At 64.9% G+C, this 22,332-nt stretch carries 15 protein-coding genes, 1 tRNA gene and 5 pseudogenes; 8 read left to right on the top strand and 13 right to left on the bottom strand.

Going from position 1 to position 22,332, the window contains the following annotated elements; translation table 11 throughout:
• Positions 1-8: 8 nt before the first annotated feature.
• From ASF41_RS21900 to ASF41_RS25760, 3 genes are all read right to left on the bottom strand, one after another.
• A complete protein-coding gene (locus ASF41_RS21900; RefSeq protein WP_056497024.1) occupies positions 9-1,373 on the bottom strand; it encodes an efflux RND transporter periplasmic adaptor subunit in 1,365 nt (454 codons plus the stop codon).
• Positions 1,374-1,516: 143 nt separating this feature from the next.
• The gene (locus tag ASF41_RS21895; RefSeq protein ID WP_244479751.1) at positions 1,517-1,879 is read right to left on the bottom strand and encodes a hypothetical protein; all 363 of its coding nucleotides are present in this window, start codon (positions 1,877-1,879) and stop codon (positions 1,517-1,519) included.
• Between the two features lie 66 nt (positions 1,880-1,945).
• Positions 1,946-2,194 carry a hypothetical protein gene (locus ASF41_RS25760; protein WP_056497023.1) on the bottom strand — a complete coding sequence of 83 codons (249 nt, stop codon included), beginning with the start codon at positions 2,192-2,194 and terminating at the stop codon, positions 1,946-1,948.
• Between the two features lie 101 nt (positions 2,195-2,295).
• On the opposite strand from ASF41_RS25760, the gene ASF41_RS25755 reads away from it, so the two are divergent.
• Positions 2,296-2,574: a hypothetical protein gene (locus tag ASF41_RS25755; RefSeq protein WP_200941306.1), complete on the top strand. Its 279-nt coding sequence runs from the start codon at positions 2,296-2,298 to the stop codon at positions 2,572-2,574.
• 291 nt (positions 2,575-2,865) lie between these two features.
• Here ASF41_RS25755 and ASF41_RS24465 read toward each other — a convergent pair.
• Positions 2,866-3,027, bottom strand: a pseudogene (locus ASF41_RS24465) (cation transporter); the annotation flags it as partial.
• Between the two features lie 654 nt (positions 3,028-3,681).
• Between ASF41_RS24465 and ASF41_RS26500 the strand changes: the two are divergent.
• The 5 genes from ASF41_RS26500 to xerC all read left to right on the top strand — a co-directional run bounded on the left by ASF41_RS26500 (position 3,682) and on the right by xerC (position 8,725).
• Positions 3,682-3,813, top strand: coding sequence for a hypothetical protein (locus tag ASF41_RS26500; protein WP_280138167.1), 132 nt, complete (start codon positions 3,682-3,684; stop codon positions 3,811-3,813).
• Positions 3,814-3,858: 45 nt separating this feature from the next.
• Positions 3,859-5,832, top strand: a complete 1,974-nt coding sequence (locus tag ASF41_RS21880) for an AAA family ATPase (protein ID WP_056497017.1) — start codon at positions 3,859-3,861, stop codon at positions 5,830-5,832.
• A 188-nt stretch (positions 5,833-6,020) separates the two neighbouring features.
• Positions 6,021-6,236, top strand: a complete 216-nt coding sequence (locus ASF41_RS21875; protein ID WP_056497014.1) for a hypothetical protein — start codon at positions 6,021-6,023, stop codon at positions 6,234-6,236.
• Positions 6,237-7,149: 913 nt separating this feature from the next.
• On the top strand, positions 7,150-7,557 hold the full coding sequence (locus ASF41_RS21870) for a hypothetical protein (protein ID WP_056497011.1): 408 nt from the start codon (positions 7,150-7,152) through the stop codon (positions 7,555-7,557).
• Position 7,558: 1 nt separating this feature from the next.
• Positions 7,559-8,725, top strand: coding sequence for a tyrosine recombinase XerC (xerC, locus tag ASF41_RS21865; protein WP_056497008.1), 1,167 nt, complete (start codon positions 7,559-7,561; stop codon positions 8,723-8,725).
• Positions 8,726-8,894: 169 nt separating this feature from the next.
• Here the strand turns inward: xerC and ASF41_RS21860 are convergent, their stop codons facing one another.
• Both ASF41_RS21860 and ASF41_RS21855 read right to left on the bottom strand, forming a co-directional pair.
• Positions 8,895-12,227 carry a PIN domain-containing protein gene (locus ASF41_RS21860; RefSeq protein WP_056497005.1) on the bottom strand — a complete coding sequence of 1,111 codons (3,333 nt, stop codon included), beginning with the start codon at positions 12,225-12,227 and terminating at the stop codon, positions 8,895-8,897.
• A 158-nt stretch (positions 12,228-12,385) separates the two neighbouring features.
• The gene (locus ASF41_RS21855; RefSeq protein ID WP_156653437.1) at positions 12,386-12,850 is read right to left on the bottom strand and encodes a hypothetical protein; all 465 of its coding nucleotides are present in this window, start codon (positions 12,848-12,850) and stop codon (positions 12,386-12,388) included.
• Positions 12,851-13,578: 728 nt separating this feature from the next.
• Here ASF41_RS21855 and ASF41_RS25355 point away from each other — a divergent pair.
• Complete coding sequence (locus tag ASF41_RS25355) at positions 13,579-14,127, top strand: hypothetical protein (RefSeq protein ID WP_156653436.1); 549 nt, start codon at positions 13,579-13,581, stop codon at positions 14,125-14,127.
• 228 nt (positions 14,128-14,355) lie between these two features.
• On the opposite strand, the gene ASF41_RS25350 is transcribed toward ASF41_RS25355, so the two are convergent.
• The 4 genes and pseudogenes from ASF41_RS25350 to ASF41_RS26735 all read right to left on the bottom strand — a co-directional run.
• Entirely contained in the window at positions 14,356-14,727 is a 372-nt protein-coding gene (locus ASF41_RS25350) for a hypothetical protein (RefSeq protein WP_156653435.1), read from the bottom strand.
• Positions 14,728-14,775: 48 nt separating this feature from the next.
• Complete coding sequence (locus ASF41_RS21850) at positions 14,776-16,278, bottom strand: integrase family protein (RefSeq protein ID WP_056496999.1); 1,503 nt, start codon at positions 16,276-16,278, stop codon at positions 14,776-14,778.
• Between the two features lie 299 nt (positions 16,279-16,577).
• Positions 16,578-17,304: pseudogene (locus ASF41_RS25825) on the bottom strand (IS3 family transposase); the annotation flags it as partial.
• 1 nt (position 17,305) lies between these two features.
• Positions 17,306-17,549 (bottom strand): annotated as a pseudogene (locus ASF41_RS26735) (IS3 family transposase); the annotation flags it as partial.
• A 141-nt stretch (positions 17,550-17,690) separates the two neighbouring features.
• Here ASF41_RS26735 and ASF41_RS21840 point away from each other — a divergent pair.
• A pseudogene (locus ASF41_RS21840) lies at positions 17,691-18,734 on the top strand (IS110 family transposase).
• A 264-nt stretch (positions 18,735-18,998) separates the two neighbouring features.
• Here the strand turns inward: ASF41_RS21840 and ASF41_RS25345 are convergent.
• From ASF41_RS25345 to ASF41_RS21830, 3 genes and pseudogenes are all read right to left on the bottom strand, one after another.
• Positions 18,999-19,280 (bottom strand): annotated as a pseudogene (locus ASF41_RS25345) (transposase); the annotation flags it as partial.
• 882 nt (positions 19,281-20,162) lie between these two features.
• Positions 20,163-20,238 (bottom strand) — tRNA-Lys (locus ASF41_RS21835).
• 103 nt (positions 20,239-20,341) lie between these two features.
• On the bottom strand, positions 20,342-21,919 hold the full coding sequence (locus ASF41_RS21830) for a 2-isopropylmalate synthase (RefSeq protein WP_056496997.1): 1,578 nt from the start codon (positions 21,917-21,919) through the stop codon (positions 20,342-20,344).
• Positions 21,920-22,332 lie beyond the last annotated feature (413 nt).

Raw genomic sequence — 22,332 nt, 5'->3', positions numbered from 1 at the left:
GGCCGCCCTCAGTGCGCGTGGTCGGCTTCGGCCTTGCCGAGCTCGGCCTTCAGGACGAAGGAGTTGGCCACCGCGACCTCGTCCCCGGGCTTGAGGCCGGACAGGATCTCGAAGGCGTCGTCGTCGGCCTTGCCGATGGTCACGTCCCGGCGCTCGAAGCCCTCCGGGGTCCGCACGAACACCACCTTCTCGCCGCCGATGGTCTGGATCGCGGACTTGGGCAGCCGGACCTTCACCTTGTCCTGGGCGATCTCGACCTCGGTGGTGACGAAGGTGCCGGGCCGCCAGGCCATGTCCTTGTTCGGCAGCGAGACGATGACCCGGGCCGAACGCGTCTCCGGGTTGAGGATCGGACTGACGAACACGACCTTGCCCTCTGCGCGGGAGGCGTCGTCGCCGCCGACGATGGTCACCTTGGCGCCCTCGCGGACCTTCGACAGCTCGGTGGTCGGGACGGCGAGCTCGATCCACACCGAGGACAGGTCGGCGACGGTGTACACGTCGGCGGGATCGCCCTCCTTGCCCACGGCGGTGCCGACGTCGACCTTTCGCTCGACCACCCGACCGGCCAGCGGCGACTTCAGTTCGTAGCGACGCAGGCTCGACAGGTTGGGGGTTGTCTCGTCCTTCCTGGCAGAGGTGGCGACCTCGGCGGCGTTGAGGCCCAGGGCCGACAGCTTCTGCCGGGCCAAATCCACGCGAAGGGTCGCCTCCGAGTAGGCGGCCTTCGCGTTCAGGAATGCCGATTCCGCCGAGATCCGCTTGTCCCAGAGGGCCTGCTGGCGGTCGAAGTTGGTCTTCTCCAGGTCCGCCTTGACCGTCGCGGTGAGGAAGTCGCTCTTGGCCTCGGCCACCTCGCGGCTGTCGAGGACGGCCACGACCTCTCCCTTGGCCACCGCCTCGCCGAGGCGCTTGCGCATCTCGGAGACGGTGCCCACGACCCGCACGGGGACGCGGGCGATCCGGTCGGCGTCCTGGGCGATGGTGCCCGGGACCAGGAGGTGGCGCGAGAGGATCCCGCCCTCGACCGTCGCCAGCTTGATGTCCTGCTCGGCGGCCTGCTCGGCCGTCATCTTGATCTTGCCCTCGCCCTCCTCGTCGTGGCCGTGCGCCTCGCCCTCGGAGTGCTTGTGCTCGCCGGCAGGCTTGGGCTCGCCCTCGGCATGCTCGTGGCCATGCTCGCCATGACCGTGGCCGTCGTCGGCTGCGGGTGTCGCCGGCCTGGTCATGGCCGCGTTGGTCGGCGGCGCCGCCCGGGCGTTCGTCAGGCCGGCGGCGGCGAGTGCGCCCTGAACGACCTCGGACACGCAGGGGAAGGCACCGCCGATGGCGATGCCGATGGCCAGGAAGGCCACGGAGAGGAATGCACGCATGAAAATTGGCCGGGTCCGCCAGGGACGTCGCACCGCCGCTCATGCGGCCGGGGACGGTCCCGTTCTGGGTATTTCGCGATTGCGAGGCGGCCGCGACCCGTCAGGGGCCGGCCGGGACGTGCCACGGTCGTGGCGACGTCGCCTCAGGCGCGAGGCGGCCTGGGCAGGCGGTCGGGCGACACCGATCCAAGGGCGGTGGTCACGGTCGCGTAGGTGGCGCGTCCCGTCGCCGGAGACGGCAAGGCGGGCGTCCCGTCGACGCTGAGGGCCTGATGGCAGCCGCAGGCGGAATGGCAGGCGGGGCAGGCATCGGCGTGATCGGCGGCGGCCGCCTGGGTCGGTGCGGACACGGACAGTTCGTGACTGGCCGAACGATGGGCCTCGGAGGAATGGATCGTGCCGGGGACGACGAGCGCCAGGACAAGGACGAACGACAGCACGCGGACGGTGGTCGCCCACCAGCCGCGCATCGTCTCGTAGGCCCTGATCCGGGGTCCCGTGCTCATGGTCGCCTTATGAACGATCCGGGGCCACCCGTACATGGCGGATGGCCCGCGTGGAGGACCGAAGCCTCAATAGTCGTCGTGGTGGTGATGGTGGTGCCTGCGTTCGCCGTAGAACCGACGCTCGCCATAGTACGCCCGGTCGCCGTAATCCCGGTGCGGACGATGGATGACGACGTCGTCGTGGTCGCCGTGGTGGTAGCGGTCGACGTGCACGTCGCCGCGCCGGTCGAAGCCGCCGCCGTAGTATTGGGCGGATGCGGCGGCCGGTGCCAGGATCAGGCTGACGGCGATCAGGGCCGAAATGCGAACTCGCATGGCTCGTTCCTCAAGGGGGTATGTCGTCAGGATGGCCCCCTTGAGTTGAACGGACACTGAAACCGCCGTTCATGGAAATGCGGACTTAGATCCGGGACCCCGTGAAACCGGCTCACGAGGTCCCGGACCGTAAGGGCTCAGTTGCGCTCGATGATCGTCGTGCGACGCTCGCCGCCGTGGTGATCATCGTGGTGGTCATCATGGTGGTGATGCTCGCGCACGACCTCATGGTGGTCGTCGTGGCGATCCCGATGACCCTCGCCATGGCGCTCACCATGACCGTCGCCGTGGACGCGTACGCCGCCCGGGCCGACATCGATGTGCTGCGCGAGGGCCGCGACCGGCGACAAGGCCAGCGTCGCAATGGCGGCGATGGCTAAGAACTTGGTTTTCATATTGAAGTCCCCTCTCAATTACGACGCAGGAACGTACGATTCGGGGAAACCGATCCGAATGCTCCCGGTAAAAGTCGGGAATATTTGGCAACGAAGTTCTTGCGATGTCGGATCGTGCGCAAAGGTTGCTCGGGGGGACGATCCTCGATGGCGGCCCGGCACGCGGATAATGGCATGGCCGCGCAACCGCCCTTCATCATCCCTTTGAATCCGGGGAGATCACGGGGTTGATGCCCCCCAGCACGAGGCCGAGGCCGGCCATTCACCGGGGTGGTCTCACTCGACCGGCACTGGGTGCGTCGCGACGGCGCCCTCACGGTGCTCGGCCCATGCCTGACGTAGGATCTCGACGGACGACGTCAGGAGGATGCCCGCCATCACCGCGGCGGCCGGGAGGTCCGGCCAGGCGCTGGAGGAGCCCCAGACTCCGAGTACGGCATTCCAGGCGCGGGACGATCGGGCCGTGTGCTGATCGGGTGATCCGGGAACGGCCATTGAGCTTGCGCCGATCCGGCCGAGGCCATTTTGAATCCCGTGCCTTCACGCATCCAGGTTTCCACACCTTCCCGCAAAGAATGCCGTAGGGGCGTAGCCACATCCTGATTACGTCTCACAGATGAGACGTAATCGCTGATACTGTTGCATCTGTAAGACTTAACAGATCCGCGGCGCCGACCTTGTCGCCATGGATGCCCGAAATCCGGATCGCGAAAACCGGCGACCCGACGAGATCGTGGATCGGGATGCCAGGATAGCAAGCTGCGAGACCGGTTCGTTCTTGCGGCCGGGCGAGGTTGCCGGTGTGTCATGGTTCGGTCCGCAACGTCTCGCCGGATGCCGGGAGATACCGGTGGCCGATGCTGTTTTGCGGCAGGACGAACGGCGTCACCCCCGCCCTTGCCAAGGTGATGCCTGGTGAATCTTCAATCCCCGTTGTTCACCGCAAGGTTCGGCAGGCGACTTGAATTCAGTTGAATTCAGCTCGATTCCTTGACGTGCCGCTCCTGGATTCCTTATTTGTTCTCACGCGCCTCGAAGGCGTTCCGGAAACGCCTCGACGGTCCTCAAGGGCTGCGGGGCCGATAAATGGTGATGAAGATGACCGCCCCGTGGACCTTCCGAAAATTCGCGAACCGGCCGCTCAGCCGGAATGCGGCGGTTGTCGGCCTCGCCGACGCGCGCCGCCTCGCGAAAACATTTCGGAACATCAGTCCCGGGGCCTGACGGCGCGCGCATTCGCGGCCGGCTGCCCCGCATGGGAGCAGCCCTATGGCCAAGCAAACGCGCGCCGACGACTTCCTCGAATTCCCCGAGGACGATCCCCGCAGCGCCACGGCATTAGCCCGCCTCGAAGGATACCGGCCTCCCCAGGAGGTCTTGACCGAAGCCGCCATCAAGGCGGCCCTGCGTCCAGCCGACCTGCGCAGGCTCAACCGGGACGGCGCCTGCGCCCTCATCGTCGAGATCCCGGGACCCGCCTGGGCCGCCGACGTCGAGATCATGGTCCGTGATCTAGCTAAGTTCGCCCACTGCTTCACGCGAACCGGTCTTTCGAAGACTACCGACAATCCAGCGGTCGGAAACGACAAGACCTCGGCCTGCCTCGCCTTCGGCGAGCGGGTCCTCGGCATCTCGCAGGCACCCGAACTCTACCTGCCGTCGGCGCTCCTGGCGTCGGCCGACATCCGGATCAAGCTCAACCACCCAACCAACCGAATGGTCGCCAGGGCGATCCGGGAAGCGACCGGACGGCCGCCGCGCAAGCTCCCAGGCAACGTCTCGGACGGCCTCGACATCGGCGAGATCTCCGCCGCGATCCGTCGTGGCTCCACGCCCGGAGAATGCGTCCGTCGGCTCGTCGCCGCCTCGGCCTCGAAGGCTGGCGGGCAGCGAGACACTGGAATGCCCGAAGCACCGCTCCTCAGCGAGCTCAAGGGCTATGGGAAGGCTCATGTCTGGGCCACGGCCCTCGTGCACGATCTCGACGAATGGCGTGCAGGGCGGCTCAACTGGTCCGAGATTTCCCGGAATTGCTGCTTCGACAGTGCCCCGGGGTTGGGCAAGACCTCCCTGGTGAGAAGCATCGCCCGGAGCGCCAAGCTCCCCCTCGTCGCTACGTCGGTCAGCGGCTGGTTCACCGGCTCGAACGGGCACCTCGACGGGGTCATGAAGGAAGCGACCCGGGTCATTGCCCTGGCCGCCGCGCAGGCCCCCTCGATCCTGTTCCTCGACGAGCTCGACGCCCTCCCGAACCGCGCGACCCTGTCCGACCATGGCCGGGACTGGTGGACGCCGATCGTCAACGGCATCCTGTTGGCCCTGGACTCGACCACGTCCGGACCGACGTCGCGCATCATCGTGATCGGCGCGACCAACCACGGGGACAAGCTCGATCCGGCTCTGGTCCGGCCGGGACGCCTCCATCCGGTCATCAGGATCTTCCCACCCGACGCCGAGGGTCTGGCAGGCATCCTTCGCCAACACCTTGCAGAGGACCTCCCCGACGCGGACCTGATGGGGGTCGCACGGCTCGGCGTGGGCATGTCCGGGGCGGAAACCGTGGCATGGGTCGCCGACGCACGCCGGGCGGCCCGCGCGGCCGGACGGCCCATGCGGATGGCCGACCTGGTCGAGCGCATCGCGCCCAGCGACGCCTTCACCGAGCACGAGCTGCATGTCTTCGCTCGCCATGAGGCAGCTCACGCCTGCGCAGTCGAGGTGCTTGGAGCCGGTCAGGTCCGCGAGGTCTCCATCGGCACGCAAGGGTCCGCCGCGGGCATGACGAGGGCCAAGCTGACGCAAGGCATGATGCTGACCCGCCGCGAGCTCGACGACCAGGTCGTCGTCGCGCTCGCAGGACGTGCGCAGGACGCCCTGACGGGCTCGGCCAACACCGGCGCCGGCGGCGAGCACGGCTCTGACCTCGCGACGGCCACCCGCCTGCTCGCCACGGCGCATACCTCGTATGGCCTCGGCACCCGCCTGACCTTCGTCTCGACCAGCGCGAACGCGATGGACATGCTCCAAAGGAGCCCGGGCCTGCAAGCGACCGTCGAGCGCGACCTGCAAAGGCTCTTTGCCATCGCACAGGATTTCGTGCGGGCGCACCGGGCCCCCGTCCAGGCCATCGCCGAACTTCTCCTAGCCGATCGGGTCGTCTCCGGTGACCAGGTCAGGGCGATCATCGCCCGATGCGCGGCGTCCCAGGGCGAGGCGAATGCGGGAGGCTCTCATGACCGCTGATCGCGATGGCGGACGGGGCGGGCCAGCCCGTGCCAGTTCGCGGACCTTATCCGCCTTTCGGTTTCGCGGGAGCCACGATCGTCCGCGATCGCGTGCCCTACGCCCCGGAGAACCCGCGCATCCCGTTGCGGAGCACACCCGCATTGGGAAGCGTCGCCATTCGATCGGTCACGATACGGGAGCCCACCATGGATGAGAGTGTACTCGCCCTCCTGGGCAGCCTCGCCGAGATCCAGCGCGAACTGGGCGCCGACGTGTACGGCGCGGCCGTCGAACGGGCTCGGCTTGCGATCGCCGCAGAGGTCCTGGTCGAGGCCGAGCGGCGTGCGCTCCGACGACGGCGCCAGATCGTCAAGGCCATCGACGGGGCCGGCGTCGTCGTTCCGTTTCCGGGAAACCCCTGAGGGGAGGCCATGTGGGCATGCTGCCGAGATCGGCCATCGGCCCTTCGATCGAGCGAGGCGAGACGGAGGGGACGACTTGATGGCGGCATCGATGGCGAAAAACGGGTCTCAAGCAAAGAAATCGAACAAAAGGCATCGGATCTGTGGATAACCAGCCCGGTTTCGAACCAGCGACTCCCGATATACTAAGGCTATGCTTTCCAATGCAAGTAAAGCCGCGACGGCTTAAATAGGAATTTGATTCTATCAGCGATTCCATGACTCTAGCCGAAGGCCGCTTTTTTTCCGCCCCCATGGCACGAGGACGAACATGGCATCGAAATAGGAATTCGCAACGATAATAGGATTATAGAGACATCAACTAAAGACCCAAAAAAGCGTTATCTCACAAGGTCTTAATAGGGTCTACGGCCCTGTTCGCACCCTGGACGAGACCGACTCGACAGGGAAGGGGCGTTCAAGTCATGGAAATGGGGCGGCGCCGAACAACTGGTGTCGCGGAAACGAACGACAGCAAAAGCTAGGAGGTGTGATCGACCGATGATCGGATCTTAGGACCGCAAAACAGAAGCGCCGCCGGCGCGAGCCGACGGAACTCGTTGGTCTGGATGCGTGATGGGAGCGGCGGACGTTGCGAAGCGACGCCGTCCCATCGATGTCAACCCGCCTCGGACATCCCGAGGCCAACCGAGGTCGAACATAGGGAGACGAGGAATCCGGGTCAATCCGGGGCGAGGCCGGCCGACGCATGTCGGCGGTGGACAATCCTGGTCCTCGGTGAACCCGAGGCGAGAAATGGAAGGCGGCCGTCCGGCCGCGGTCCGAGACGACGGAGCCTGACGGGACGAGCGAAGCGACCCGACAGGCCTCCCTGAACCCGCGCCCCGAGGGGCCAACCGAAGGAATGCACCCAATGTCTGCCTACAGGACGCGCGACCTCATCGAGGCGCACGATGGGGGAACCATGCCCGCCGAAGGGATCGGCACCAAGGGCTACGAGGCCCGGATCGAGCTGCGCTTCGGCATCGCCTACCGCCTGCCGGACGTGGCCGAGAAGCTCGGCATCTCCCTACGCCAGGTCCAGGCGCACATCGACGACGGCAGCCTGGTGGCCGTGAACGTCGGTCGCGGCGACGAACGTCGGGACCTGCGTGTCCTGGATGACGACCTGGACGGCTTCGTCCGCCGTCGCAGGACCGATGCGGTCATCGCCGTGGCCTTCGCCAAGCCCAAGCTCTTCGAACGCCCGGTCCCGCTGGGCGCCAACCCGACCTACGCCGAACGCCGCAACGCACGCATCAGGAAGATGAAGGAAATCTGACATGGCCCAAAATCACGGCGTCTGGAAGCCGAAGAACTCATCCAACTACTACTGCAGCTTCTCGGTCGCCGGGAAGCGCTTCAACAAGTCGACCGGTTGCAGCAACAAGCAGGACGCGATCGCCTTCTCCAAGCGGTGGAAGGCGGCCGAGATCCGTAACGCCGCCAAGGCGGCCGAGGAACTCGTACCGGGAGGTGACATCGTCTTCCTGGATGCCGCGGACAAGTACCTCGGTAGCAAGTCCAAGGGCGGGCGGTCCTCGTACCGCGAGAAGGACATCGACTGGCTCGTGGACAACATCGGGCCGGAGACGCTCCTCTCGACGATCAGCAACGCCATGATCGGACGCCTGGTCGAGAAGCGTCGGCTGATGACCCGCTGGGGTCGCCAGGGAAGCGGGCTGGTCGCCGAGGGAACCGTCGTCAACGGCGTCATCCGTCCGGCCTCCGCCATCATGAACTACGCCATGACGGTCCTGGGGGTCAGGCTGCCGTCCATGCCGAAGTGGGGACTGTTCCATCCCCAGGTGTTCGCGCGGAAGCGTGAGCTCTCGTTCGGCGAGGAGGTCGCGCTCGTCCCGGCGATCGGCGACTACGCCGATCTCGTGCGGTTCATGCTGAGGACCGGCCTGCGCCGCGGCAGCGCGCTCCTCCGGTGGAGGGACGTGCACATGGAGGAAAATGCGATCCGGGTGTGCGTGAAGGGGGGTAAGTTCCACGAGCTCCGCATGACGCAGGCCATCCGGGACATCCTCGTCCGCAATCGCGGCCTCCATCCGGAGTTCGTGTTTACCTACGAAGCCCGGGAGGAAGGTGTGGCCATCCGTCGTCCGATCACGGCGAACGGCTTCGCGTACCGCTTCAGGGCCACGACGAAAAAGCTTCGGATCGAGGATCTCACGATCCACGACCTGCGCAGGACGGCCGGGGCCCGCATGTATCGGGCAACGGGTGACATCTACGCGGTCTCGAAGTTCCTCGGCCATGCCAACGTGGCGATCACGCAGAAGCACTACGTGCATATCACCCCGACCGACGTCCTCACCCGCATGGACCAGGCCGAGGCGAGCTACGTGGCGATGCTGGCGAAGGCGGTGGCGAACCATGCCGTGGTCGCCGAGGATGCGGAGGAGGAAGACGAGGACGAGCACCTCTGCCTGGCCGACTGACGATGGCCCGCCCCACGTGGGCGACATAATGAAAGGAAAGGGCCGCCCGATCGGGCGGCCCTTTTCGATTCGAGGGATCCTCACGGCGACTTCCGTGACAGGTTCGTCCGCCACTTTGATGCCTCGACCCGGACGCGACCGCATCGAGCATGTTGGTGGGGTCACGCTGCTATAGGTCGGCCAGACGCTCCACCGCGATGAAATGACCCTTCAGCCAATCCCGAAGGTACCTCCGGAAGGCGAACGTCCGGGGTGCGTAAAAGATGAGGCGTCGCAACCAGTCGATCCAGTCGTCCTTCCTCCCGTTAAGGAAGGCTTCGAAGACAAGGCCCGTCGCCGCCATCCTCTTCAGGACGGGCGTGCCATCGTCGCGGTCCCAGATCAACGACAGGAAATCGATGACGACCCGGAAGTGCGAGACCATGTCGGCCTCGCTTCCGCCCACGTACCTGGCCACCACCCTGAGGCGATCCAGCGGATGGTCATCCCCACGGTAGATCTCGTGAAGGGCATTGCCCGTGAGCGACACGAATGAATGCCGTCGCGCGGCCAGGCCGACGAGGGCCGATCCATAGTCTGCGTTCGCGAGGGCGTCGGTTTCCCTTGCCATCGCCAGGGCCGCCTGAAGCCAGATGCCCTCGCATCCCGTCGCCGCGGCGGCCCAGGACCGATAGTGCGCGTCATCCGAGAGCAGGGGAATGCCATGCCCCACGGCAAGGAAGGCCGCGTCGAGCATGCTCGATCCCGCCATTTCCAGGATCGCGTCCGTAAGGTCGGACGTGGCGTCCGGCACCAGGACGGAATGGATCTCGCAGGCCGCGACGATCTTGTCCCGGCCCGCCTCCAGGACGGCGATCTGGGAGTGGAGGAAATCATCGTTGATCTCGTCCCGATAGAACTGCCCCTCGTGCCAGGCCATCGTCATCTGGCGCCGCCCGATGCCCTGGCGCTGCTTCTCGATCATGCGCTCGATCATCCGGATGCACGAGCGGGGTGCGTGGAGCGTGCCGAACCAGTCCTTCAACGCCGGCAGCAGGCCCATCTCGGCGGCGATCCAGGCGGTGTACGGATCCAGGACCGCCCCGCGACCGCGCGCACCCAGCACCGACGCGCATGCCGCCTCCCTCTCTTGCCCCGAGCCCGTACAGGTCGCGATCTCGGCACCGAGCGTCCGTACGTATTGGGCGAACCCGACCGGATCGCCGCCGAGGAAGCGCGCCACGATTGCCAACGGCATATGCTGGTCGATGTAGAACCGGGCGGTACGGGCATTCTGCTCGGCCGACCTTCGGACGAGGGCCAGCGCCTCCGATACGTCGCCGTCCCCCATCGTGAAGCGCGAGAGCCCCGGCACGCCGGGATACCGGATCTCGAACTCCTCCATGATCCGGTGGTGGAGCTGGAGGTACTTCCCGTGCACCGATGCCACTTTCCAGGTCTCGGGGTCGGCTCCCATCTTCGGGATCTCGAAGGTCTCGCCGCGGGCCTTACCGGCTATCAGCCTTGCAAGGGGGCTTCCCACCGGCTCCACCGGGATGCCGAAGAACTCCGTCCCGTCGTCGATGGCGAAGGATCGGCTTGAGCCCGCCGGTCCTTCGAGGACGATGAAGGCACCCGGCCCGGCCTTCCTCATGCGGAACCCGGGACCTCCGTCCCTCATCAGCCCGAGGCCGACGTAGCCCAGCGCGATATCCGGCAGATCCGGATGCTTCCTGACGAGGTCGTAGCCGGCGGCGTAGGCGGCCTCCCGATTGCCGGCGGCGGCGACCTCCTGGACCAGCATCATCGCGTGTTCCGGAGAGCCCTTCATCCTGTCGAGGGGCATCGAACGTAGCAGCCTGCGGGCCGCTTTCTCCTGGCCGGAGCGCCGCATCGCATCGACGAGCCGCAGCGTGACGTAGGTATCGCCCTCCTCGTCCAGCCGAAGGCGTCGCAACAGGGTCAGCGCCTCGGGTATCCTGTCGAGGTCGAGCAGGATGCTGGCGTGGGCCCGGGCCATCTCGTGCGACGCGCGGAGCTCGGGCGGCAGCGTCTCGAAGAAACGCAGGTTCCGCGGACGATGGGGCCGCTCGTTGGCATGGGCGACGGCGAGCCAGGCGTTCTCCCGCTCGTAGCCCCGCCCGGGGAGGTGCCCGTCGAGCAGCCGGATCACGTCGGAGGGCGTCCCGATGTCGACGGCCAGGCTCGCCACCATAAGGCGGCCTGCCATGTGCGTATCGTCGTTCACGCACCCGAGGGCATTCCCGAATGCGGCCTTGGCGATCTCCACCTCGCCGACCTGCGTCGCGACGCGGGAGATCATCACGAGCGCCCTCGGGCTGGCCGGGAACGCCAGCATGATCTCATCGAGGGGAAGGGCATCGGCGGACCGGGCCCGCACCTTTGCCAAGAGGCAGACGGCATCGACGACGGAACGCTCGAAGTCGGGCACGTTGGCATGGGCGAAGCGTTCGGCGGCGAGGTCCCATCGCCCGTCCTGCAAGTCGAGATAGCCGGCGTGGAAGGCGAGATCGGGATCGTTCGGCCGCAGGTCGATCAGGCGACGACCGAGCTTAACGTCACCGATCGATAGGGCGACGACGACCGCGTTCAGCAGCACGTCGTGCTCCGACAGGCCCGCATCGGCGATCCGCGTGGCACGCTCGATCGCCTTGCCCGCATCCCAGAGGATGTGGTGGGCGACCATGGCTCCTACGAGCGCCTGTACGCCATCCTCGAAGCGGCTTCCCAGGCTTGCCTGCCTGGCCATCCAATGGGCGTCCAACACCTCGGCGCTCGACCTCAGCCGCCGACGCTGCTCCGCCGTGGGCAGGTGCGTCCGCTGGACCCGTTCGTCGCGGCAGACCTCATCGAGATCGGCGAGCGCCCGCACGAACGCCATGGCCTTGGATTTCGGAAAAAGGTCCATCCCGCGACGGGCCAGCTCCCACCAGACGGGTCGGGCGTCCCGCCCGCGATGGAAGGCGATCTCGCCGATGGCGACTTCCTCGCAATCCCTGATCTCGGCAGGGATGTCCGCCAGCGGCCGCTCGATCTCGGGGAGCAGGACGGCGAACTGCGGGAGATACGACGCGAGGGTCTTGTTCGTCGGATCCAGCAGAAGCTCCGCGACGCCGTAATCGTAGGCGATCCGGGTCTCTCCTCGCACGAAATGGGCGAGGGCCCGATTTGCGATCGCACGAGGGTCGGTCGGTGCTTCCTCGAATGCCTCCAGGAGCCATTTGCCGGCGTTCTCGCCGTCGTCGAGGGCAAGGTAGCGATGTCCGATGTTCGCCTTCACGCGAAACCGGATCGCGCCGCTGGAGCCCTCCGGCAGCTCCTTCAGCAGCTCTTCGAAACCCTGGAGGGCAGCCTTCGGATCGATCGCGGAAGCCCGATCACGCAGGCGATCGATCTGCCGGTCGAGCCATTCCTCGAAGGGCTTCGGCGATGGCGGGCCGTCGCTCGGGGCGAGCGTCGTCAGCCCGGTCGGGGCACCGAGCAGGATTTTCTCGGCGACCAACTCGGCGATGAGGTGGGGGTCCGATAGCCCGTAATGCTGCGTGCTGCCGGGCAGGTTGAAAAAGGAATCGCGTCCGGATCGCGAATTGATCGCGGTACTATGGACGATTGGGTCGGGGGTTTTGTTCGGCGCGCCGCTCGGGTCCCACGGCGCGCCAATCAGTTTCCCGAGCGGGTACCCGGATCCATCCTGACGTTGGTGAAGGTGAAGTCGCCCTCGGAGCGGGACCGGATGCCGATCTCCCGGGCATCCTGCACGTTGTCGATCAGCACGTTGCCGCCGACGTCCAGGTTCAGTGCGATCCGTGCATGCGCGAGGCCCTCACGGGCTGGCTCATCCTGACGCATCGCATCCAGGAAGGCCTGCAGGACCGGCTGGATCTCCTCGGCCTCGTCGGACCGAAGGTCGGGAATGACAAGCGCCAGCTCGGCCTTGCCCTCGTCCCGGGTCTCGGAAGCCTCCAGCTTCTCCGTCGCCTTCACCGCCCGGCGCCCGAAAAGCTCGCATGCCTTGGCCTTGAGGGCCTGATAGGCGTCCTTGGTCATCTCCTTCACGGTCGCGTCGGCGACGAGCGCACCACCCGCGATCAGGGCCGCATTCAACAACGAAGGGTCAAGCGGCATCGGGTCCGATCCATCCTGGCAGCTGAGAACAAAGTAGGCACGAACCTCCGTGGGGGATAGTCCCGGCCATGTCTTATCGGTGGTCATTCCACACGTCGTAGTGATGCCGCCGCCCGTGACCGCTTGTGCCTTCCCAGCCGTTGGCCCGGCCAATATGCATCGGGTTCGTTGGGCGAGCCGTTAATCGATAGCTCTCTCGGCAGCCTCTTCAGGTATGGGCCGGATCATGCTAGATTTGGTCAGGTGTAAAGGGGATCGGAAGAGATCGGCAGGGCACGGATTGCCCCGGACTGGCCGATCCTCAAACCGCTCCCGATTTTGAACGCTAGAGCGTTGAAATATAAGGCTTTCATTATTTAAGGGATGAAACGCCAATCGGGCGTAACCTATAATAAGGCTGCTGAGTGGCACCCCACCTCCAGCACCTCAACGCATTGAAATAGCTCAGTAATCTGACGTTTCACAACCTTCCTCGGCATAGGCATCGAAGGCACAGGTAGGCCCTTAGCTGCATACAGATGCAGGCTTTGGAATGCTAAGTCCCAAACTTTTCTCAATGACGTTCAGCTCGGGCCTAAAATTCATCCGGTGGAACCCGGAAAGAATTTGATCCTACAAATGATGTCATAACGGCAGTTTTGACTGCTTGACGTCTTGACTGCCGTTATGACGTCCGTAACATTTTAAGGTCAAAACTGCCGTCATCTGAGACAAACAGGTGTGCGGCTATGGCGAAGCAGGTGACAATCTACATTTCACCGGAAATACATAAAACATTTAAGATAATTGCTTTTGAGGAAGGCCGAACCTTCAGTAGCTTAGTCTCAGACGCAATGAATAACTATATCAATAATAGAAATAAGACCCCTGAACCTAAGATTATCCGCGGAAAGCCGCTAAGACCGACTGATGATAAAACAATTGACATCACACCATTTGTCGAAGCTCTAGATAAGTATGGCGACGCAATATCTGAAATTAGGGGTGAGATAGCGTCATTGAAATCCAACCTTGTCCCCGCGACAATCGACATACCACAAGCGCCCGGTGTTGTTGGGGCAATGGACCATGCCTTGAAACTGATATCCGATGCAGGCGTGAAAGGCCTTACCGGGACCATGTTCCAGGATCTTATGAAAAAAGGTGGGTTTACATTGGGGCCATCGCGAACAGCTACAGCGGCCCTGCAGCGTCAAGAGAAAATAAAACGTATCCAAAATCGCTGGGTTTCATATAACATTGTCGCTTACAGCGATATTCGCAATAAGCGGGGCTAGGGTCTTTGTATAAAAATGGCAGTCAGGCTCTATTGGAGCTTGAATGAATGGTTTAGTTAGTTGTCATCAAGAGACGTATGAAGGCGTCATTCGATCTCATCCGCTGCTTGCAGACGATCGCCCGCGTCGATGGTCCACGTAAGGGGGCGAGCCCGATGACTTCCTGAAGATACTCCCCAACGGGCATCGTTCATCTGGCGTGTTGCCAATTATAGGCGCGGTTCGCACTCATTCCATCAATTTGGGAACTGATGCGATCGGTTCGGCTGCCGCCGCGAAGAGAGCTACAAGCCGCTCTCTATTCGCGTGCCCGAAAGCATCCTTCAGGAGACAGATCCAATCGTCACCGACCGTGTGCGGAGACCGGCGTGCCTCCTCCAGCACCCGGCACATGTCGCGCATCGCCTGCTCGGTGACGGGCTTACCCGCGCCGACGGGCACGCATAGTCCGGCGTTGCCCAGATCGCCGCATAGGGTGTTTTCCTCGCCGGTCCGTCCCGAAAGAGCTGCCGCCGCCATGGCGCGGGCAAGGTGCTCCCGATCATCGGAAGTCAAACGTGCGAAAACACGGTTGCCGATCTCGGCGGGGGTACGGGGCATTGGCAAGCCTGTGGGTTGGTCCAGGCGGCAAGCTAGTCCCGACCTCCTTCAGTAAACCTTGACGCGATCCATCGCTGCCCGTTCGCGTTCGTACGCCGCAAGCAAACGGTCGACCCAGATCTCCATTCCCTTGGCCTTCAGCGGCAGGCGCTGGGCATTCGCGTACACCCGTCGGGTTATGTCCTCGATCTTGGCCTCCTCGGGCTCGTTCTTGCCCCGGCTGTGCGCCAGGATCGCCGAACCAACGCCTCCGAGTTCCTCGTCGAGCAGGAACGAAGCGATCGTGCGGCGCGTATCGTGCGGCGTCCACGTTCGTATATCGTTCGCATGCAGCAGGTTGCCGCCGGCTCGCTCGGTCATGGCCCCGCCCTTCCCGGCCTTCATCTTGCCCTGCAGGCGATAGAAGAGCTGGTTCAGCCCGACCGGCGTGACGCGCTTGCCACCCGCCCGGCTCGGGAACATCCATTCGGAGTCTGGATCGGTCTCGAACCTCGACATGGCCTCGACGGCGGCGGGCGGGATCGGAAGGCCGTGCGGACGCCCGCCGGCCTTGCCGCCCTTCATCATCTTTGCCGTCCATGTCCAGACCTGCCAGCCGGGATGGCCTTCCCAAGGGATGACACCATCCCGGCGAAGTTGCGTCAGGGCCCCGGTGCGCTGGGCGGTCAGGGCCACCGCCCACAGGGCCGCCAACATGCCGACACCGGTCTGCTGCTCGGTATTCGCGAGGGACCGGTGTCGTTCGGCGAGAACCAAGGTCCGGGCGATCTCCGCCACAGTCGGCTCATGCGTCCGCGTGCCCGCGCTGTATTCGATGTTCCATTCCTCCTTCCACCAGGAATGCGCCCCCTGCTTGAAACCGGCCTTCGTGGCGTGGTTCTTCTTCGCCCAGGTGAGGGCCTCCTTCATCTGCGCCACGGTGCGGGCGGCGGCCGAGACGGCATGGGCCTCGATGATCCTGTCGCGAGCCGATTCAAGCTGCGCCAGCGTCAAGTTAGCCACCGGGGTGCGGGCGATAGGGTCGAGTTCCTCGTAGCGCAGGTACCGCTCGTATAGCGGCACGTAAGAGGGCTTCAGCTTGGGGGCCTTCGCCGTCATGAACTCGTCGACGAGGTCCCTCACCTCCCACGGACCACGGCGACGGCGGTCCTCGTCCGACTGCTCCTCCAGGTATTCCGGAAACGCCACGTCGACGGCATGGGCGAGGCTGTCTCCACGAACGACGATCCGTTCGAACATGGCGACGTCGGGCTTCGGGTCGATGCCGAGTTCCACGTCACCGCGAACCTTGATGGCGGCCGCGCGGGCGGCCGGGAGGTTCAGGGTCTCGATCGATCCCAGGCGGATCGTCGCCTTCCGGTGCCGCAGGTACCACGTCCCGGCGGCGCGGGTGACACGAAGGGTCAGGCCGGGGGTGGCGGTATCGAGTATCTCGGCGCCCCGTCCGGTGAGTGCACCGTCCTGGATCATCGCCGCGGCCCGATCGACCGTCGCCGCCGTCATCCGGACCTTCTCGCGGGTGTAGCTGCCCCTGCCCGTCGTCTTGCCCACGTCGTCCTCCTTCGGATACAACCGGGATACAACACGGGTGTAGAGGCCGAGCAAGCCTGAGAAGGATGGAACCAACAGAAAAAAGTTGTTTTAAAACAGGTGCTTACGTTTTTCCGCTCATCGGATTTAGCGGCTGCTAACCATGACCGCAATAGCTTCCCAAGCTGAATGTCGTCGGTTCGATCCCGATCGCCCGCTCCAATTAACTCGTTGAAGCATCAGCAGTTCTAACCCTCTACCGCTGATCTCGCGTTCCCCACGTTCCTGGTCTGCCCCCATTCGGTGGCCCAGGTTCGAAGTTAGTGCATCGTCGGTCGCGTGACGATGGCGAGTTGTGCGAGCGGCGCTGAGCTGCTCGGTTCCGTTGGCCACATGACGGCCTCCGGTGCAGGCGGGTGGTAGCCGAGCGACGAGTGCGGTCGGATGCTGTTGTCGTGCCGCCGCCATTGCTCGACCACGACGCTGGCTTCCTTCAGGGTATAGAACACCTCGCAGTCGAGAAGTTCATCGCGCAGCTTCGCGTTGAAGCTCTCGCAATACCCGTTCTCCCACGGACTGCCCGGTTCGATGTAGGCGGTCGTCGATCCCACCGCCGCGATCCAGTCCTGTACGGCCTTGGCGATGAACTCCGGCCCGTTGTCCAAGCGGATATGACCGGGCACGCCGCGCAAACTGAACAGATCCGAGAGCACGTCGATCACGTCCAGCGCCTTGAGCTTACGGGCGACCCGGATGGCCAGGCACTCGCGGGTGAACTCATCGATGACGTTCAGCATCCGGTACTGGCGCCCATTGTGCGTCCGGCGCTCGACGAAGTCGTAGGACCAGACCTGGTCAGGCCGCTCGGGCCGTAGTCGCAGGCAGGAGCCGTCGTTGAGCCAAAGGCGTGCCCGCTTTGGTTGGCGAGCCGGGACCTTGAGCCCTTCACGGCGCCAGATCCGTTCGACGCGCTTCACGTTCACCGTCCAGCCGTCACGCCGGAGCAAGGCCGTGATCCGACGGTAACTGTCGCGCCCGTACTGGACGNAAAGGCGTGCCCGCTTCGGCTGGCGAGCCGGAACTTTGAGCCCCTCGCGGCGCCAGATCCGTTCGACGCGCTTCACGTTCACCGTCCAGCCGTCACGCCGGAGCAAGGCCGTGATCCGACGGTAACTGTCGCGCCCGTACTGGACGGCCAATGCGATGATCGCGGCCGTCAGAGCAGCTTCATCCTCGACCACCACGGCGGCCTTGCGTTGGGTCGAACGATGCTGGCCCAGGACACGGCAGGCAAAGCGTTCCGATACGCCATGCTCGGCAACGACGTAGTCGACACACGCCCGGCGGCGAGCCGGGCTCAGATGGGGTATTCGGGGTGCGTCGCGCGGTGGAAGCGGCATGATGGTGCTCTGAACCAACCTCGGAGCCCTGCCATGGACCAGCAGCACCACGTCGGCCTCGATGTCTCCGTGAAGGAGACCGCGATCTGCATCGTCGATCCCCACGGCAAGGTCGTGCACCGCGCCACGGTCGAGAGCCATCCCGAGGTTATCAGCCGGCATCTCAGCGACCTCGGACACAGCTACGGGCGTGTCGGCCTGGAGGCGGGGCCGCTCTCGCCTTGGCTCTACGCCGGCCTGGTCGAGGCAGGGCTCCCGGCGATCTGCGTTGAGACCCGTCACATGCACGCTGCCCTCTCGGCGCGCATCAACAAGACCGACCGCAATGACGCCATGGGCATCGCCCAGATGATGCGGGTCGGCCTGTTCAAGCCGGTTCACGTCAAGACGCCGGCCAGCCAGCAACGCCGCCTGCTCCTGACCTCGCGCAAGCTCCTGCAGCGCAAGGCCTACGACATCGAGAGCGACCTACGCGGCCAGTTGCGCAACTTCGGCCTCAAGGTCGGCGTCGTGGGGGCTGCCGGGTTCGAGCAGCGCGTGCGCGACCTCGTGCTCGATCTGCCGTTCGTCGCGGCCGTGGTCCTGCCGCTGCTAGAGGCACGCTCCGCGCTGCGGACCCAGCTCGCCAAGCTGCACAAGATGCTGCTGGACCAGGTCCGTACCGATCCGATCTGCCGGCGGCTGATGACCGCGCCTGGCGTCGGGCCGATCGTGGCGTTGACCTAACGCACCTGCGTCGACAATCCGGCTCGGTTCGGGCGCTCGCAATGCGTTGGGGCACATTACGGTCTGACGCCGCGGCTCTACCAGTCCGGCGAGACGATGCGGATCGGACGGATCTCGAAGTGCGGGGACACGATGATGCGTGCCGCGCTGTATGAGGCCGCGCTCGTGCTGCTAACCAGCCCGCGCGGCCGGTGGTCCTCGCTGAAGGTCTGGGGACTGGCGGTGGCCAAGCGGCGGGGCATGCAGAAGGCGCTCGTGGCCGTCGCCCGCAAGCTGGCGATTGTGCTGCACCGCATGTGGCGCGACGAGACGGACTTCCGCTGGTCGGTCGCGACCGCTACGGCGGCCTGAGGCCCGCACACCAGCATAACGTAACACCGAGCTCCTCCGGCGTGGAGGAGGTCCCTGTGGGGACGACGGGAGCGGGTGAGACCGAGGAAACTCGAGCGTCGGTTCTGCCGAGCGCGCGGCTTGAGAACCGCTCCACTCACTCCCTCTGATCCCATCATGAGGCGGCCCACGTCGACCTCGGAGAGAAGCAAGAGCTCCACAGGACCGTTCACGCGCCGAACCAGGATGCGCACGAAAGGGAGTTGACCGATGAACCCCGAATAGAGAAGAAAAGTTTCCCGAAGCTGCCTCCTTCAAGATGAGCTTCTCCAAAGTCAGGTCGGAGATCGCCCGACGAAGGCGCTGGTTTTCTGTCTCCAGGGACTTCAGCCGCTTGACCTGGTCACCCTTCAGGCCGCCATATTTGGAGCGCCAGCGGTAATACGTGACCTCAGTCACCTCAATGAAGCGGACTGCTTCGGCGACCTTGCGACCTTGCGAGACCAGAACATCAACTTGGCGCAGCTTGGCGACAATCTCTTCAGCCGTGTGCTTCTTCCGTCCCATGACAACATCCTCCACATGGCTCGAAGCCATACCTCAGGGAGGACCACTTTTCAGGAGGCAGGCCAAGGGCATCGCCAAGGATGCCGCCGGCCGGCCCGTCTCCGCCGTCAGCGTTAAGGCGGTGGCTTGGTCGCTGGAGGGTGCCCTGGAGCGCGTCATCGGAGACCTGGAAAGCGGATCGCTTTTGTCCGATGTCTGCGATGCTTGCGGGGTAGACCGCTCGGCCTTCGGTGGCATTACGCGCCACAAGCGGGTAGTGACCGCGGTCCTGCAATACGGGCGAGACAGCGCAGCACGATCGTGACAGGCTTATGCCCTCGCAGTGCAAGGCGAGGCATAGACATGCCGGATAGACCTGTTCTTATCTCGGTAGGCGCAGTCAGCTTCCCTCTTGAGAGACTGGTAGGGACGCCACGAACACCCTTGGGTGTTATGGACTTTGTGGTGGCGCTTCTGTCCGACCCCACTCGCCGGAATCAGGGCAGCGCGGCAAGCGACCTCCACTGCAATACATTATCACCCTACTGTACGACCGCCGCGCGGTGGGGCTTGGAAGGCGGCATAGACAGGGCCGTCAGCATGGACGGGATCGACCGTGAAGCACCGGGCCTCAGCGAGCCCCCATATGCACATCGGCGCCGATTGACGGAGGCTGTCTATCAGTTGTTCGATGTTCCAGTGGACCGCTTCAACGATGCAGCAACACACCGGTTGGTCATGATGGAAGCTCGCGCCCGCGATTTCCACGTAGCTTTAGCGACAGCACATGAAGAAGACAGCTCTTCAGCCCGTCAGGTATAATCAGAAAAAGGAACTGCAGCTCAACTGCAACCCACGCCTCAAACTGCTGGGCTGCTAAATCACCTAAGTGATTAATATGTTTGGTGGGTGCACAAGGGTTCGAACCTTGGACCCGCTGATTAAGAGTCAGCTGCTCTACCAACTGAGCTATGCACCCAACGCCTTGCGGCGATCGCTGCGGCCCACCAAGTCCGCCGCGACGAGGGGGCTGATAGCAAACGCCCCGGGGGGTGTCCACCCCCGGGGCGTTATTTTCTCGGCTAAACCGCGGCTGGGCTCTGGGCATGCAGGCGCTCCGCCCAGGCTTCGAGCTTGTTGAGGGCCGAGAGGTAGGCACGGGCCGAAGCGACCAGGGTGTCGGGGTCGGCGCCGCGGGCGGTCACACTGCGCTCGCCGCTCTTGAGGCGCACCGAGACCTCGGCCTGAGCATCCGTGCCCTCGGTGACCGCGTGGACCTGATAGAGTTCGAGGTCGGCCTGATGCGGCACGAGAGCCTGAATCGCGTTGAACACGGCGTCGACCGGGCCGTTTCCGACGGCCTCCTCGGTGACCATCCGGCCTGCGATATCGAGCTTCAGGGTCGCCCGCTGCGGGCCGCGGGTGCCCGCGATCACCGACAGGGAGACGAGGCGGATCCGGTCATGCGCCGTGGCGAGGTTCTCGTCGACCAGGGCCTCGATGTCCTCGTCGTAGACGTGCTTCTTGCGGTCGGCCAATGCCTTGAAGCGCTCGAATACGTCCTGCATCTGGTTGTTGCTCAGCACGAGGCCGAGTTCGTCCAGCTTCGCGCGGAAGGCGGCCCGGCCCGAATGCTTGCCCATGACGAGCGAGGTCTTGGCAACGCCGACCGAGGCTGGAGTCATGATCTCGTAGGTCTCCGTGTGCTTGAGCATACCGTCCTGGTGGATGCCGCTCTCGTGCGCGAAGGCGTTCCGACCGACAATCGCCTTGTTGTACTGCACGGGAAAGTTCGTCGCATGGCTAACGAGCTTCGAGGCGCGGGTGAGCATCGTGGTCTCGATGCCGGTCTCAAAGGGCATGACGTCGCCGCGGGTACGGATCGCCATGACGATCTCCTCCAAAGCAGCGTTGCCGGCCCGCTCGCCGATGCCGTTGATGGTGCACTCCACCTGCCGCGCGCCGCCCTCGATGCCAGCCAGGGAATTGGCGATGGCGAGACCCAGATCGTCGTGGCAATGCACCGAGAAGATCGCTTTGTCGGCGTTCGGCACCCGGTTCCGGACGTCCTGGAACATCCGGCGGTACTCGTCCGGTGTGGCGTAGCCCACGGTGTCGGGCAGGTTGATGGTGGTGGCGCCCGAACGGATCGCCGCCTCGACGCAGCGGCAGAGATAGTCGATCGGCGTGCGGGTGGCGTCCATGGCCGACCATTCCACGTCCTCGACGAGGTCGCGGGCCTGGGACACCGTCTTCAGGATGATCTCCACCACCTCATCCTCGGACTTGCGCATCTGGTGCGCGAGGTGGATCGGCGAGGTCGACACGAAGGTGTGGATACGGCCGCGCCTGGCCTGGCGCACCGCCTCGCCGGCCCGGGCGATGTCGGCGGGAATCGCGCGGGCGAGACCCGCGACGGTGGCGCGCTTGACGCGCCGGGCGATCTCGGAGACCGCCGCGAAATCGCCGTTCGACGCGATGGGGAAACCCGCCTCAATGATGTCGACGCCCATGGTGTCGAGGAGTTCGGCGACCGCGAGCTTCTCGTCGAGGGTCATGGTGGCACCGGGGCACTGCTCGCCGTCGCGCAGGGTGGTGTCGAAGATGAGAACGCGGTCCTTCGCGCGGGCTTCGGGCGCCGGAGTCGGGGAGGTCGTCATGCTGGGTATCCTGTCGGAACGCGGTCCAGAACCGGGGACGCGGCATCGGGAAATCGAGGGGTCCGGGCAAGCGCCGGTGGACGGGCGCCGACCTTAGAAAACTGCACTCCCCTGAGAGCCCAGGCGCACGCGCCCGGACGGCCCTCAGGGGCGGATAAGGAGGAGCAGGGCGGCGAGAGACGCGCGCGACCGGACGGCCGCGAAGGCGGCGTCGGTCGTGCTGCGCGTGGAGCCGGCGCTGGCCAAGGCTCGTCTCTCCCGAGAGGCAAGGGCGCACCGCGGCGGTGCGCGAACGCTTGCGAAGGCGGTTTACCTAGCCGCTGAGGGCCCGCTTGACAAGTTTCAGCGCCGCGCCCGCCAGCAATGCGCGCGACCGCCGGACAGGGAGGAATTCGGTCTCAGAGCCCAGTTCC

The organism is Methylobacterium sp. Leaf111 (genome assembly GCF_001423285.1).
Lineage (GTDB): Bacteria > Pseudomonadota > Alphaproteobacteria > Rhizobiales > Beijerinckiaceae > Methylobacterium.
The sequence above is the reverse complement of the archived record's forward strand: the minus strand, read 5'-3'. Positions and strand labels throughout refer to the sequence as shown.

Excerpts from the sequence above, each read along its gene's own strand:
- ASF41_RS21895 (WP_244479751.1), bottom strand. The coding sequence starts at position 1,879 with ATGAGCACGGGACCCCGGATCAGGGCCTACGAGACGATGCGCGGCTGG.
- ASF41_RS26500 (WP_280138167.1), top strand. The coding sequence starts at position 3,682 with ATGAAGATGACCGCCCCGTGGACCTTCCGAAAATTCGCGAACCGGCCG.
- xerC (WP_056497008.1), top strand. The coding sequence starts at position 7,559 with ATGGCCCAAAATCACGGCGTCTGGAAGCCGAAGAACTCATCCAACTAC.
- ASF41_RS21900 (WP_056497024.1), bottom strand. The coding sequence starts at position 1,373 with ATGCGTGCATTCCTCTCCGTGGCCTTCCTGGCCATCGGCATCGCCATC.
- ASF41_RS25350 (WP_156653435.1), bottom strand. The coding sequence starts at position 14,727 with ATGCCCCGTACCCCCGCCGAGATCGGCAACCGTGTTTTCGCACGTTTG.
- ASF41_RS21875 (WP_056497014.1), top strand. The coding sequence starts at position 6,021 with ATGGATGAGAGTGTACTCGCCCTCCTGGGCAGCCTCGCCGAGATCCAG.
- ASF41_RS25355 (WP_156653436.1), top strand. The coding sequence starts at position 13,579 with ATGGCGAAGCAGGTGACAATCTACATTTCACCGGAAATACATAAAACA.
- ASF41_RS25760 (WP_056497023.1), bottom strand. The coding sequence starts at position 2,194 with ATGCGAGTTCGCATTTCGGCCCTGATCGCCGTCAGCCTGATCCTGGCA.
- ASF41_RS21855 (WP_156653437.1), bottom strand. The coding sequence starts at position 12,850 with ATGCCGCTTGACCCTTCGTTGTTGAATGCGGCCCTGATCGCGGGTGGT.
- ASF41_RS21870 (WP_056497011.1), top strand. The coding sequence starts at position 7,150 with ATGTCTGCCTACAGGACGCGCGACCTCATCGAGGCGCACGATGGGGGA.
- ASF41_RS21880 (WP_056497017.1), top strand. The coding sequence starts at position 3,859 with ATGGCCAAGCAAACGCGCGCCGACGACTTCCTCGAATTCCCCGAGGAC.
- ASF41_RS21830 (WP_056496997.1), bottom strand. The coding sequence starts at position 21,919 with ATGACGACCTCCCCGACTCCGGCGCCCGAAGCCCGCGCGAAGGACCGC.